This is a genomic window from Caulobacter sp. GW821-FHT09A05 (genome assembly GCF_059418465.1).
The window spans coordinates 30,716-43,096 of record NZ_JBWKPX010000040.1; the positions used below are offsets into that span (position 1 = coordinate 30,716).

Annotated in this window: 12 protein-coding genes and 1 pseudogene; 1 reads left to right on the forward strand and 12 read right to left on the reverse strand. The window is 69.9% G+C overall.

Annotated elements, in window-relative coordinates:
- Window positions 1-202: 202 nt before the first annotated feature.
- The 3 genes from hpxZ to AC07NX_RS24110 are packed head-to-tail and all read right to left on the reverse strand — an operon-like array spanning window position 203 to window position 2,234.
- Window positions 203-604 carry an oxalurate catabolism protein HpxZ gene (gene hpxZ, locus AC07NX_RS24100; protein WP_494645374.1) on the reverse strand — a complete coding sequence of 134 codons (402 nt, stop codon included), beginning with the start codon at window positions 602-604 and terminating at the stop codon, window positions 203-205.
- Window positions 601-2,025 (reverse strand): AtzE family amidohydrolase, encoded by a 1,425-nt coding sequence (locus tag AC07NX_RS24105; RefSeq protein WP_494645376.1) that lies wholly within the window; start codon window positions 2,023-2,025, stop codon window positions 601-603. Before AC07NX_RS24105 ends, hpxZ begins: the two co-directional genes overlap by 4 nt.
- Window positions 2,022-2,234, reverse strand: a complete 213-nt coding sequence (locus AC07NX_RS24110; protein ID WP_494645377.1) for an AtzG-like protein — start codon at window positions 2,232-2,234, stop codon at window positions 2,022-2,024. Before AC07NX_RS24110 ends, AC07NX_RS24105 begins: the two co-directional genes overlap by 4 nt.
- Before the next feature lie 226 nt (window positions 2,235-2,460).
- Here AC07NX_RS24110 and AC07NX_RS24115 point away from each other — a divergent pair, with 226 nt between their 5' ends.
- Complete coding sequence (locus tag AC07NX_RS24115) at window positions 2,461-3,408, forward strand: acetamidase/formamidase family protein (protein WP_494645378.1); 948 nt, start codon at window positions 2,461-2,463, stop codon at window positions 3,406-3,408.
- 120 nt (window positions 3,409-3,528) lie between these two features.
- Here AC07NX_RS24115 and AC07NX_RS24120 read toward each other — a convergent pair whose 3' ends face one another.
- The 9 genes and pseudogenes from AC07NX_RS24120 to AC07NX_RS24160 all read right to left on the reverse strand — a co-directional run bounded on the left by AC07NX_RS24120 (window position 3,529) and on the right by AC07NX_RS24160 (window position 12,140).
- Complete coding sequence (locus AC07NX_RS24120) at window positions 3,529-4,203, reverse strand: TetR family transcriptional regulator (protein ID WP_494645379.1); 675 nt, start codon at window positions 4,201-4,203, stop codon at window positions 3,529-3,531.
- The gene (locus tag AC07NX_RS24125) at window positions 4,200-5,384 is read right to left on the reverse strand and encodes a urate hydroxylase PuuD (protein ID WP_494645381.1); all 1,185 of its coding nucleotides are present in this window, start codon (window positions 5,382-5,384) and stop codon (window positions 4,200-4,202) included. Before AC07NX_RS24125 ends, AC07NX_RS24120 begins: the two co-directional genes overlap by 4 nt.
- A 143-nt stretch (window positions 5,385-5,527) precedes the next feature.
- Window positions 5,528-6,049 carry a 2-oxo-4-hydroxy-4-carboxy-5-ureidoimidazoline decarboxylase gene (uraD, locus tag AC07NX_RS24130; protein WP_494645382.1) on the reverse strand — a complete coding sequence of 174 codons (522 nt, stop codon included), beginning with the start codon at window positions 6,047-6,049 and terminating at the stop codon, window positions 5,528-5,530.
- Window positions 6,046-6,960 carry an allantoinase PuuE gene (gene puuE, locus AC07NX_RS24135; RefSeq protein WP_494645383.1) on the reverse strand — a complete coding sequence of 305 codons (915 nt, stop codon included), beginning with the start codon at window positions 6,958-6,960 and terminating at the stop codon, window positions 6,046-6,048. The genes uraD and puuE overlap by 4 nt, the downstream gene beginning before the upstream one ends.
- Window positions 6,961-7,081: 121 nt before the next feature.
- The gene (locus tag AC07NX_RS24140; RefSeq protein ID WP_494645384.1) at window positions 7,082-8,320 is read right to left on the reverse strand and encodes a pyridoxal-phosphate-dependent aminotransferase family protein; all 1,239 of its coding nucleotides are present in this window, start codon (window positions 8,318-8,320) and stop codon (window positions 7,082-7,084) included.
- 140 nt (window positions 8,321-8,460) lie between these two features.
- Window positions 8,461-9,645 (reverse strand): annotated as a pseudogene (locus AC07NX_RS24145) (allantoate amidohydrolase); the annotation flags it as partial.
- Window positions 9,646-9,859: 214 nt separating this feature from the next.
- Entirely contained in the window at window positions 9,860-10,402 is a 543-nt protein-coding gene (locus AC07NX_RS24150) for a GNAT family N-acetyltransferase (protein ID WP_494645385.1), read from the reverse strand.
- 16 nt (window positions 10,403-10,418) lie between these two features.
- Window positions 10,419-10,982, reverse strand: a complete 564-nt coding sequence (locus AC07NX_RS24155) for a helix-turn-helix domain-containing protein (RefSeq protein WP_494645387.1) — start codon at window positions 10,980-10,982, stop codon at window positions 10,419-10,421.
- 51 nt (window positions 10,983-11,033) lie between these two features.
- Window positions 11,034-12,140 carry a mechanosensitive ion channel family protein gene (locus tag AC07NX_RS24160; protein WP_494645388.1) on the reverse strand — a complete coding sequence of 369 codons (1,107 nt, stop codon included), beginning with the start codon at window positions 12,138-12,140 and terminating at the stop codon, window positions 11,034-11,036.
- Window positions 12,141-12,381 lie beyond the last annotated feature (241 nt).

The window sequence follows — 12,381 nt, forward strand, 5'->3', positions numbered from 1 at the left end:
TCATGCGCCGGCGGCCCGACGCTTGAGGGTGCAATGCACAATGACGGAGGTGAATCCAAAGCTTTGATGACGTCCCCGACGCCATTCGGTGAAGTTTTTGTCCTGGATGTTACTATTTGACCACGCCGCGACAGGGGCGCCCAAAAGTAGATCATAAGTCAGAGATTTATTACTTATGCTCATGGGGCGGACGGTCCGTCGCTTACGGCGCAAGGCGTTGGTCGACGCCGTCCTGGAGAAGCGAAACGTGGGCCGAGACGATTTTCCAGCCCGTTTCGGTGCGGAGCCAGGCCTGGCTCTGGCGTCCGGTGCGTTTTGCCCCTTCGCGTAGGAATTCGACGTTGGCGACGGCGAAATCCCGCCCAAACGTGGTGATTTCCGTCCTCAGGCGCGATCTCCGCGGGGAGCCGCCCGAGCGGCCGATTCGAAAGGCCGCGATCGCCTCGAAACCGTAGAGGTTCTCGGCCACGCCATAGCGCACGGTCTCCGGCGCATCACGGAAGAAACCGTCCAGCGCCTCGACGTTGTTGGCCATCAGCGCCGCCTCATAGGCGTCGACGGCGGCGGTCACCTCGGCCAGGACCTCGGGCTGGTTGACGGTCATCGCGAAAGCTCCGCCAGGAGGGGAGAGGGGGGGCGGTGAGCGGCGACCACGCCGGCCTGTTCCAGGCGCAGGGCGGCGGCCAGGGCCAGGTCCTCGCGCCAGGCCGGGGCGATGATCTGCACGCCGATCGGCGGCTTGCCGGGGCGGTTCACGGGGGCGGCCACGACCGGCAGGCCGATGTAGCTGATCGGCTGGGTATAGGCGCCCAGGTTCTTGCGGACCGAGACCTGTTGGCCGTCCATCTCCATGGTCGCCTGGCCGATGCCCGGGGCGGGACAGACCGAGGCCGGGGCCAGCAGCACGTCGAAATCCTCGAACACCCGGCGCACGGCGTCGCGGAAGATCGGGCGATAGCGTCGCGCGGCCTCGGCGACGGCGTCCGGCGTCAGAGCGCCGGCCAGCAGGCGGTCGCGGACGGCGGGATCGTAGTCCAGGGGGCGTGACTTCAGGTCGGGTCCATGAAGATGGGCGGCCTCGACCGGCGTCAGGCAGAAGGCGGCGGCGCGGGCGTGTTCGGCGCCGGGCAGTTCGACGCCGCGTCGCGCCTGCAGGGCGTCGGCGACGATCTCCAGCGCCTCCAGCACCTCCGGAAAGGCGCCCTGCGCGAACCAGCCGCCCAGCACGCCGACGCGGAGGGGACCGTCGGCCATGGCTTGCAGGCGAGGGGCGGCTGGTTCGGCGGGCCGACGGCAGAGCGGATCCAGCGGATCGGGGCCCTGCATCAGGTCGTAGGCGAGCGCCAGGTCGGCGACCGAGCGGGCGAACGGCCCCACGTGGTCCAGGCTCTCGACGAACGGAAAGGCGCCCTGGCGCGACAGGCGGCCCAGGGTGGGCTTGAGGCCGAACACGCCGCACAGGCTGGCCGGGATGCGGATCGAGCCGTTGGTGTCCGAGCCCAGGGTCAGGGGCGTAAGGCCGCCGGCCACGGCCGCGGCCGAACCGCCGGACGAGCCGCCGGCGATGCGGGTCGGGTCGTGCGGGTTGCGGGTCGGGCCGTCGTGGGCGTTCTCGGTGACGAAGCCGTAGGCGAACTCATCCATGTTCAGCGCCCCGACCAGCACGGCCCCGGCGGCGGTCAGGCGCTGGACGGCGGTGGCGTCATGAGTGGCGGGCGGCGCGTCGCGGCGGATCTTCGAGCCGGCGACCGTGGTCTCGCCCGCGACGTCGAACAGGTTCTTCACGGCGAACGGCACGCCGGCCAGCGGCCCGGCGGGGCGGCCGGCGGCGAGGTCGGCGTCGATGGCCTCGGCCTGGGCCAGGGCGCGCTCGGCGAAGACGGCGGTGTAGGCGTTGAAGCGGTCTCCCCGAGCCCGGGCCAGGGCGGCCTCGATTTCGCCGCGCGCGGTGGTCCGGCCCTCGCGGACATCGGCGGCGACCGCCTGGGCTGAGCGAAAGTCCCCGTGGGGCGTGGCGGCGCTCATGGCTCGAACGCCTCGGGCGGAGCCGTGTCGTCGAGGCCGGCGGCGAAGGTCGCGGCCTGGCGGCGCAGCAGGGCCAGGTTGTCGATCACGCCGGCGCGGGTCTCCGGCGGCAGGGTCAGGCCCAGCGCCTCGGCCCGGGCGTCCGCATAGGCGGCGACCGCCGCGTCGTCGAGGGCCAGGAACGCTGCGAGCGCCGGATCGGTCGCCATGCGGGGCAAGCTCCACAAGTAAGAAAAATATTCATAGCGGGGATGGGCGGTCGCCGCCAGCGGCATGGGGCCTGGAATGCGCCGACGCCCATGTCCGCGCCATGCCGGCCGCCGTCCTGCCCGCCAGATGGGCGCCAGGGCGCTTGGCCGGGTGGGGCGACGGTCGAGGCTAGGGCGATGCGCCCGGCGCGCGCCAACTGGGACGAGGTAATAGAGGACTTACTTCATGCGCCATCACCTGGCCTCGACCCCGGACACCGTGCGCTTCGGGATCTTCGACGCGGCCTTCGATCCGGTGCTGACGATCGCGCCGGGCGACACGGTGGTGATCGACTGCGTGTCGGGCGGCCCCGAGGTGATGCCGGCGCCGGACTCCGGCCTGGCGATCCCGCCCGCCCTGCAGGCGATCCACGACGCCAGGCTGGAACGCATCGGGCCGCACATCCTGACGGGGCCGGTGGCGATCACCGGGGCCGAGCCGGGCGACACGCTGGAGGTGCGGATCGAGGCGATCGAGCCCAACAACACCTGGGGCTATTGCGCCGTCCGGCCGCTGGCCGGGACCCTGCCGGACGAGTTCCCGGAGCGCTATGTCAGCCATATCGCGGTCGACGCGCCGGCGGGGACCTGCAAGCCGGCCTGGGGGCCGACCTTGCCGCTGCGCCCGTTCTTCGGCACGACCGGCGTCGCCCCGCCGCCGCGCTACGGCCGCCTGTCCAGCCGCGAGCCGCGCGAGCACGGCGGCAACATGGACTGCAAGGAGCTGGTCGCCGGCTCGACCCTGTTCCTGCCGGTCTGGGTTCCGGGCGCGAACTTCAGCGCCGGCGACGGCCATGGCCGACAGGGCGACGGCGAGGTCTGCGTCAACGCCCTGGAGATGGGCCTGACCGGGACCTTCACCTTCGTCCTGCACAAGGCGGCCGAGGTCGGCGCGCGGACATGGCCCAGCGCGGAAAGCCCGACCCACCACCTGACCTTCGGCTTCAACGAGGACCTGGACCTGGCGATGAAGCAGGCGCTGCGGGGCATGATCGACCTGATCGTCTCGCGGTCGTCCCTGACGCGCGTGCAGGCCTACCAGTTCTGCTCGCTGGCCGTGGACTTCCGCGTGACCCAGACGGTCAACGGCGAGAAGGGGGTGCACGGGATGCTGGAGAAGGGGGTTCTGTTTTAGGGGCGGGGAAGACCCCCTCCGGCCCTTCGGGCCACCTCCCCCAGAGGGGAGAATCAGTGTCGAGCAGATGCTCCCCCTCTGGGGGAGCTGTCGCGAAGCGACTGAGGGGGCTCGTCGTCCCTACTTCCGCAGATACCCCTCCAGCAGCTCCAGCGCATGCGCCAGCCGGGCCCGGCGCCATTCCGGCTTGCTCATGTCGGTGTCCAGTGTCACCGACAGCGAATAGCCGTTGGCCAGGTGGAAGCGGCTCATGGCCGCGATGGTCACGTAGATCTGGGCCCAGTCCAGGTTGTCGCGGAAGATCCCCTGCTTCTGGCCGCTCTCGATCAGCCGCTCGATGGTCCGGCGCAAGGGGAAGGCGGTCTCGGTGACCTTGCGCGACTGGGCGACGAACTTGCCCTGCAGCAGGTTCTCGTTGCGCAGCAGCCCGTCGATGCGCGGGTTCTTCTCGAAATAGTCGGAGGTGAAGCGCTGCAGGGCCAGGAAGCCTTCCAGCGGCCGGTCGAAGTCGATCTCCAGCTCGGCCTCGCGGCCGCGCAGGTCCTCGTAGGCGGCCTCCAGCACCGCCAGGTACAGGCCCTTCTTGTCGCCGAAATAGTGGTAGAGCATGCGGATGTTGCACTTGGCGGCCTTGACGATCTTCTCGATCCGCGCGCCGGCGTAGCCCGCCTGGGAGAATTCGCGCAGCGCCGCGTTCAGGATCGCCTTGCGCGTCCGCTCGGCGTTGCGCTTGCGGGGCGCCGGAGCGGCGTCGTCGGTCGGTTCGGCCGAAGGCGTCTCTGCCAAGGTGGTCACTGGGTCCTCGCTCCCGCCGCGATCCACGCGCCCAACTGGGCGCGCTCCTGATCGGTAATGTGAGTCTCGTTTCCGAGGGGCATGCTGGTCGTCTCGACCGCGCGCTCGCGGATCTTGTCCGCATAGCGCGCCATGCCCGCCGGGGTGTCGAAGGCCGCGCCGTTGGGCGGCGCGGAGAAGCCCTTGTGGGTCGGCGTGGCCGAATGGCACGCCACGCAGTGCTTCTGGACGATGGCCTGGGCGACGGGGAAGGGCACGTCGGAGACCGCTTCGGGCGCCTTGGGCTTGATGCTGGCGATCATGCTGACGGCGAAGATCAGGAAGGCCCCGAGGATCAGGAAGTCGGGCTTGAGGATCCCGTGGTGGCGCAGGATGAAGAAGTACCGGATCGACACCCCGCCGGCGCTGATCAGGGCCAGCAGCAGCCAGGACAGATGATGACCTGTGACCGTCGGATAGTGGTTGCTGATCATGATGAAGATGACCGGCAGGGTCATGTGGGTGTTGTGCACCGAGCGCTGCTTGCCCATCGCGCCCAGGCGCGGGTCGACCTCGCGGCCGGCCAGCATGTCGGCGACGATCCGGCGCTGGTTGGGGATGATCACCAGGAACACGTTGCCGACCATGCACGTACCGATGATCGCGCCCACATGGATGAAGGCGCCGCGGTCGCTGAACAGCTGAGTCAGGGCCCAGGTCGCGGCCGTCAGGGCCAGGAACCAGACGACGCCGAACAGGCGCGGCCGCTGGCCCAGCGGCGAGCGGCACAGGCCTTCGTAGACCAGCAGGCCGCCGAAGATGAAGGCCAGGCCCGTGGCGATGGCGCCGGCCTGGCTGAAGACGTGCTTCCCGGCATCGATCAGATAGACCGGGGCTCCGACGTAGTAGAGCACGATCAGCAGGGCGAAGCCCGACAGCCAGGTGGTGTAGGCCTCCCATTTGAACCAGTGCAGGTGGTCGGGCATGTGGGCCGGGGCCGTCATGTACTTCTGCGAATGGTAGAAGCCGCCGCCGTGCACAGCCCACAGCTCGCCCTTCACCCCGTCCTTTTCCGGCGCGGGCGGGCGCAGGTTGTTGTCCAGCCAGACGAAGTAGAACGAGGCGCCGATCCAGGCGACGCCGGCGATCACGTGCAGCCAGCGCAGGCCCAGGTTCAGCCAGGTGGTCAGATCGTATTCCAACTAGTTGGCTCCCCCAGCCAAAACGCCAACCGTCGTCATCCCCCGACTTGTTCGGGGGACCCAAGCCGAGTCGGCCAATGTCGTTCTGAAGCACGGCTTGGGTCTCCCGCATGAAGCGGGGGATGACGGGCTTTGGAGATGACTCATCCCGTCACCGCGTCTTGCAGTCGAAGTTTCGAGATCAGGCCGATCTGCCGGATCGCCTCGGCGATCTCGTCGGCCTTGTCGTTCTCCAGCCGCGCCCGCATGGCGGCCAGGATCGCGGTCTTGTCGTTCAGCCGCACGGCGATGATGAACGGAAACCCGAAGCGCTCGCGATAGGCGGCGTTCAGGGCGTGGAAGCGCTCGAACTCCTCGGCCGTCAGCTTGTCGAGCCCGGCGCTGGCCTGTTCGGCGTTGCTCTCGGCCGTCAGCGTCTTGGCGATCGCCGCCTTGCCCGCCAGTTCGGGGTGGGCGCGGATCAGCGACAGCTTGTCGGCCTCGGGGGCGGCCTCCAGTACGGCCATCATCGCGGCGTGCAAGCCTTCGACGCTGTCGAACGGCGCGGCGTCATAGGCCCGTTCCACCACCCACGGCGACAGCTCGAAGGCGAAGCCCAGGGTGGTGGCGAAACCGGTGCGGTTCATCCGGTTCAGGTCGGCCAGGATCAGGGGCGGGGCGCTCATGGGTTCGCGGCCTTGTAGGGGTGAGTGGCGATCCAGTGCCGCGCGATGTCGATGCGCCTGGCGACCCAGACCTTGTCGTGACGGGTGACGTGTTCCAGGAAGCGGCGCAGGGCCATGATCCGGCCGGGCTTGCCGACGATCCGGCAGTGCAGCCCGACGCTCATCATCTTCGGCGCGGTCTCGCCCTCCAGGTACAGGGCGTCGAAGGCGTCGCGCAGATAGGCGAAGAACTGGTCGCCGCTGTTGAAGCCCTGGGGCGCGGCGAAGCGCATGTCGTTGGCGTCCAGGGTGTAGGGCGCGATCAACTGCGGCCGGCCGTGCTGGTCGTCCCAGTAGGGCAGGTCGTCGGCATAGCTGTCGGCGTCGTAGACGAAGCCGCCCTCCTCGGCGACCAGCCGGGCGGTGTTGGGGCTGGTGCGGCCCTGGTACCAGCCCAGCGGCCGCTCGCCGGTCAGGGCCTCGTGGATCTCGATGGCCTGGGCGATGTGCTCGCGCTCGACCGCCTCGGGCAGGTGCTGGTAGTCGATCCAGCGATAGCCGTGGGTGGCGATCTCCCAGCCCGACTTCAGCATGGCCTCGACGGCCTCGGGATGGCGGGCCATGGCCTGGGCCACGCCGAAGACGGTCAGCGGCAGGCCGAAATCCTCGAACAGCCGGCGGATGCGCCAGAACCCGGCCCGCGAGCCGTATTCATAGAGGCTCTCCATCGACATGTGCCGGGCGTCGGGAACCGGCTGGGCGCCGACCATCTCCGACAGGAAGTGCTCGGCCTGCGGATCGCCGTGCAGGATCGAGCGCTCGGCGCCCTCCTCGTAGTTGAGCACGAACTGCACGGCGATGCGGGCGCAGTTCGGCCATTGGGCGTGCGGCGGGTTTTCGCCATAGCCGATCAGGTCGCGGGGGTAGGTCATCGGCCGCGGGCCCCCTCAGTCGCTTCGCGACAGCTCTCCCAGAGGGGGAGCATCCGCGCCTCGATAGATCCTCCCCCTCTGGGGGAGGTGGCCCGAAGGGGCGGAGGGGGCTTCACCGCTCTCATGCGAACACCTCCAACGCCGCGTCCACCCCGGCCCCGGCCTTGAACCCATAGCCCTCGCCGCGCAGCACCGCCTCCAGCGCCGCCAGGGTGGTCAGCACCGCGTGCTTTCGCGCGTTGACGCCCATCGCCCCGATCCGCCAGACCTTGCCGGCCAGCGGGCCGAAGGCTGTGCCGATCTCGATCTCGAAGTCGGTGCGCATGCGGGCGCGAACCCGGTCGCCGTCGACGTCGGGCGGGATGAGCACGGCGGTGACGTTGGTCATCTTGTGGGCCTTGTCGCCGTAGACGCTCAGGCCCATGGCCTCGACCCCGGCCACCACCGCCGCCCCGGCCTGGGCGTGGCGGGCGAAGCGCGCCTCCAGCCCTTCCTCCAGCACCACGCGGGCGCATTCGCGGGCCGCGTACAGCATCGAGGCGGCTTCGGTGTGGTGGTTCAGGCGCTTGTCGGACCAGTAGTCCATGATCATCGCCAGGTCGAAATAGTTGGAGGCGATGCGGCGGCCGTTGCCGCCGACCGCGCCCGCCGTGGCGATGCCGGCCTCGACATGGCGGCGGCCGGAGATGTGGTCGGCGGCGCGGTCGCTGATCGTGATCGGGCCTGAGCCCGAGGGACCGCCCAGGCACTTCTGCAGGCCGCCGGTGACGAGATCGGCCCGCCAGGCGTCGACCGGCACGCTCATGCCGCCGATCGTGGCGGTGGCGTCGACATAGAGCAGGGCGTCGTAGCGTTGGCAGATCTCGCCGATCGCCTCGATCGGCTGGGCCATGGTGGTGGAGGTGTCGCCGTGCACGCAGGCCACCAGCCGCGGACGCACGCGCTTGACGGCGTCCTCCACGGCCTGCGGGTCGACGACCTTGCCCCATTCGCCCTCGACCGTGGTGACGCGGGCGTCGCAGCGCTGGGCGATCTCCGACAGCAGCAGGCCGAAGCGGCCGGCGTTGACGATCACCACGTCGTCGCCCGGGGCCAGCACCGAGACCAGGGCGGCCTCGATGGCGGCGCGCGAGGTGCCGTCGATCAGGAAGGTCCAGCGGTTCCGCGTCTGGAACACCTGGCGGTACAGCGCCATGGTCTCGTTCATGTAGCCGGTGAATTCCGGGTCGAACTGGCCCAGCAGCTGCACCGACATGGCCCGCAGCACGCGCGGATGCACGTTGATCGGCCCGGGGCCCATCAGCAGGCGGGGAGGATGGTCGAGTTCGCCGAAGGTCTGGGGCGTAGGGGTGGTGGTCATCTTGTCACTCAAACTTTGTCATCCCGGACAAGTCCGGCGAAGCCGGGCGCGGATCCGGGATCGCCGGAAGCGCGGCGCTCAGGCGTCGGTCCCGGATCTTCGCGCTTCGCGCTCGTCCGGGATGACAGGGAAAATTGGTTGGAAAGCCGCTCCACGAACCCCAGCATCGCCTGCGCCGCCACCGCGCAGTCGGCCTCGGTGACCGCCTCGCGCGGGTTGTGGCTGATCCCGCCCTCGCAGCGGATGAACAGCATGGCGGTGGGGCAGAGGTCGGCGATGACCATGGCGTCGTGGCCGGCCCCGCTGGGCAGGCGGCGCGGGGCCTGGCCGGTCGCGGCGACGGCGTCCTCGAGCAGGGCGGTCAGGCCGGGATCGCAGGGACTGGCGGCCAGGTCCTGCATCAGGGTGACGCGAACCTCCAGCCCGCGCCGGGCGGCGATGGCCTCGATCTCGGCGGTGACAGCGGCCACGGCGGCGTCGCGGGTGGCGGCGACCTCGGCCCGGACGTCCATGGAATACTCGACCGCGCCGGGAATGACGTTGAAGGCGCCGGGCAGGGCGGTGATCCGGCCGACGGTGCCGACCAGGCCGTCCTCGCCGCTCGAACAGAGGCGCTCCAGGGCCAGCACGGCCTCGGCGGCGGCGGGACCGGGGTCTTTCCGCAGGGACATCGGCGTCGTGCCGGCGTGGCCGGCCATGCCGGTGAACCGCACCATCAGCCGCTTCTGGGCGGCGATGGCGGTGACCACGCCCAGGGCCAGGCCCTCGGCCTCCAGCACCGGGCCCTGCTCGATGTGAGCCTCCAGGAAGGCGAGGATCTCGCCGGGCTTGCGGGCGGCCTCCTCCAGGCGCGTGGGATCCAGGCCGAACGTCGCGAAGGCCTCGGCCAGGCTGACGCCGTCGCCGTCGGTCATTTCCATCACGCTGGGTTTGACGGTCCCCGCCACCGCGCGGCTGCAGGTCATCGAGGCGGGGAAGCGCGAGCCCTCCTCGTCACCGAAGGCGATCACCTCGACCGCGAAGGGCAGGCGGCGGCCGCTCCGGGCCAGGGCCTCGACCACGTCGACCCCCAGCATCACCCCTAGCGCCCCATCATAGCGCCCGCCATTGCGCACGCTGTCGATGTGCGAGCCGATCAGCAGGGCCGGGGCGCCGGGCGTCTGGCCCTCGTAGCGGCCGACCAGGTTGCCGGCGTGGTCGCGGCGGGCGGTCATGCCGGCCTCTTCCATCCAGAAGGCCAGGGTCTTGAGCGCTTCGTCATGGGCGGAGGTCAGGAAGCGGCGCACCAGCATGTCGTCGGCTTCGCTGTAGGGCGCCACGCCCATCAGGTCGCAGCGGGCCTTGGCCCGGACACCGATCTCGAAGGCTTCCGCCACGCTGCTGGGTTCCCCTTTGCCGTTCAGGCCATTCATGACATCTTGCCTAGCATCGCGAACGGCAAAGCCCGCGATGATTGCGGCGTGCTCCGGCCGATCGGCGCGGATGCCTCGACAAGCATCACACCCCGCGGTCGGCGCCTGAAGCTAAGTCATAAATCACTTACTTAGTGAAGGGCGAACTTGGTGAAGGGCGAACCTGCGCCCGCGGCGCGTCGGCGGCCAGGTCGAGGTGCAGGAACTGGCTGAACCCGCTGTCCTCGTAGTCCGAGAACGGCCCGCCATCGACGAAGCCTCGCCGGCGATAGAGCGCCAGGGCCGGTTCGAACGCCGCGCCGCTTCCGGTCTCCAGGCTCAGCCGCGTCAGGCCCAGGACGCGAGCATGGGCGATGACCGTATCGAGAAGCTTGGCGGCCGCGCCGCGCCGCAGGTGATCGGGATGGGTGCGCATCGACTTGACCTCGCCCGTCCGGTCGTCGAGCTGCTTCAGGGCCCCGATCCCGCAGATATCCGAACCCGACCAGGCGCTCCAGACGGTGACGCCAGGCGCCGTCAGGCCCGACAGGTCCAGGGCGAAGACATGGCCCGGGGGCGAGGTCTCGTGCATGCCCGCCAGATGCAGCCGCAGCAGCGCCTGGGTCTGCGGACTGGAAAGATCGTCTTGTCGAACGTCCATGGACTGGGTTTGCGGCGCGCGTTGCATCATCGGCTTCTCCGGGTCTCTAGCGTCGGTCGATGACGACGACGTACTGGCAGGGCTGGTCGGTTTCGTTGGCCAGGGTCACGTCGGCGGGCGCTCCGAACGCCAGGCAGTCGCCCGCGTCGAGGATATGCCGCTCGTCGCCCTCGACGACGGTCAGGGCGCCGGCGCGCACCCAGACCACCTGGCGGATCATCGCGTAGGCCGAGGCCGGGAAACTCACGCGCTTTCCGGCCGGCAGGTCGATGTCCGCGAGCTCGACGGGATGCTCCGGCATGGCCAGCACCTGGCGCCGGACGTAGCCCGTCTCCGGATCGGTCCATCGCGGCTGGCTGGCGGCGCGCGACACGCGGCCCGCCGGCTGCTCGGCGCGGACCAGAAGGCCGGCCAGGGTGAGGCCGAAGGCGGTCGACAGCCGCACCAGCAAGGCCGCGGTGGGGCTGGTCTCGCCGCGTTCGATCTTGCTGATCATGGCCTTGGATACGCCCGAGTGCTGGGCGACGTCCCCGAGCGACCAGCCGCGCGCCTCCCGCTCCAGGCGCAGGCGGCGGGCCAGGGCGGCGTCAATGTCAATTTCAGAACCCATTCGTCTACTATGGTAGACATTTGTGGCGTGCCAAGCCGCGGGTCGGCTTTGTCAGCCCGCCTGGGCTTCCACCGTTGCGGATGCTTCGTCCGCCAGCGAGAGCCGTTGCCGGGCCAGCGCCTCGGGGACCTCGTCGCGCAGGAAGGCCATCATCTTCTCGCGCACCTCGCAGCGCAGGTCGAAGGTCCGGGGCGCGCTGCGGGCGCTGACCAGGCAGCGGACCTCCAGCACCTGGGCGGTGACGTCGGTGACCTGCAGGTTGACCACCTTGCCGTCCCACAGGGGCGAGCCCCGGGCGATCTCCTCCAGCTTGGCGCGCAGGCGGTCGATCGGGGCGGCGTGGTCGACATAGAGCATGGCCGTGCCGATCAGGGCGGCGGACTCGCGCGTCCAGTTCTGGAACGGCGTCTGGATGAAGTAGCTGAGCGGCAGCACCATCCGCCGCCAGTCCCACAGCCGCACCACCACATAGGTGGCGTTGATTTCCTCGATGTTTCCCCACTCCTTCTCGACGATCACCGCGTCGTCGATGCGGATCGGCTGGGTGATGGCGATCTGTATGCCGGCGATCAGGTTGGTCAGCAGCGGCTGCAGGGCCAGGCCGACGATCAGCGAGGCCGCGCCGCCGGCCGCCAGCAGGCTGACGCCCCATTGCCGCACGCCGGGAATGGTCATCAGGGCCAGGCCCGCCGTCACCAGCGCCACCACCACCGCGCAGGCCCGGCGCAGGATCTTCACCTGGGTCAGGTGCTTGCGGGCCAGCAGGTTGTCCTCGACGTCGATCTTGAACTTGCGCAGGTGCAGGGCCGCGGCGATGTCGAGGGCGGTCAGCACGATCCAGCCGACCAGGACGATGAACAGCACCAGCAGCGCCTGCTTGCTCGCCGCCGCCTGGCCGGGGGTGAGGGGCGCGACGGCGACGGCCAGGCTGAGGGCGGCGGTGATGAAGGCCAGGCGGGTGGGCCGGCGGGTTCGCACGGCCAGGGCGGACCAGAAGGCGTCGTTCTCCAGCGAGCGGCGGACGATCCGCACGATCGCCCAGTGCGCGGCCAGGGCGACCAGCACGCCGACGACGACCAGGCCCAGGCTGACGGCCCACGGCGGAGCCCAGGCCAGGCGCAGCGCCAGGTCCGTGAGCCAGGGAGGGGAGGCGGACATGGGGCTTGAACGCCTGACGGCGGCGAGTGGGTCCGCGTTTCAGATCCTCCCCCTGTGGGGGAGGTGTCGGCGAAGCCGACGGAGGGGGAGTTATGCGACCCTGGTCGCATCCCGGATCGACCTTCCGAAGGCTCCCCCCACCGGCCTTCGGCCGCCTCCCCCACGGGGCAGGGCTATCGCATATAACCCAGGAGTGAGAGCAGGAAGGTTTCATCCCATCCGGCGCGCTTGATCTTGGTCT

Coding starts and splice junctions, on each gene's coding strand:
- AC07NX_RS24155 (WP_494645387.1), bottom strand. CDS start 10,982: ATGGGTTCTGAAATTGACATTGACGCCGCCCTGGCCCGCCGCCTGCGC.
- hpxZ (WP_494645374.1), bottom strand. CDS start 604: ATGACCGTCAACCAGCCCGAGGTCCTGGCCGAGGTGACCGCCGCCGTC.
- AC07NX_RS24160 (WP_494645388.1), bottom strand. CDS start 12,140: ATGTCCGCCTCCCCTCCCTGGCTCACGGACCTGGCGCTGCGCCTGGCC.
- AC07NX_RS24110 (WP_494645377.1), bottom strand. CDS start 2,234: ATGGCGACCGATCCGGCGCTCGCAGCGTTCCTGGCCCTCGACGACGCG.
- AC07NX_RS24105 (WP_494645376.1), bottom strand. CDS start 2,025: ATGAGCGCCGCCACGCCCCACGGGGACTTTCGCTCAGCCCAGGCGGTC.
- AC07NX_RS24150 (WP_494645385.1), bottom strand. CDS start 10,402: ATGATGCAACGCGCGCCGCAAACCCAGTCCATGGACGTTCGACAAGAC.
- AC07NX_RS24140 (WP_494645384.1), bottom strand. CDS start 8,320: ATGACCACCACCCCTACGCCCCAGACCTTCGGCGAACTCGACCATCCT.
- AC07NX_RS24115 (WP_494645378.1), top strand. CDS start 2,461: ATGCGCCATCACCTGGCCTCGACCCCGGACACCGTGCGCTTCGGGATC.
- puuE (WP_494645383.1), bottom strand. CDS start 6,960: ATGACCTACCCCCGCGACCTGATCGGCTATGGCGAAAACCCGCCGCAC.
- uraD (WP_494645382.1), bottom strand. CDS start 6,049: ATGAGCGCCCCGCCCCTGATCCTGGCCGACCTGAACCGGATGAACCGC.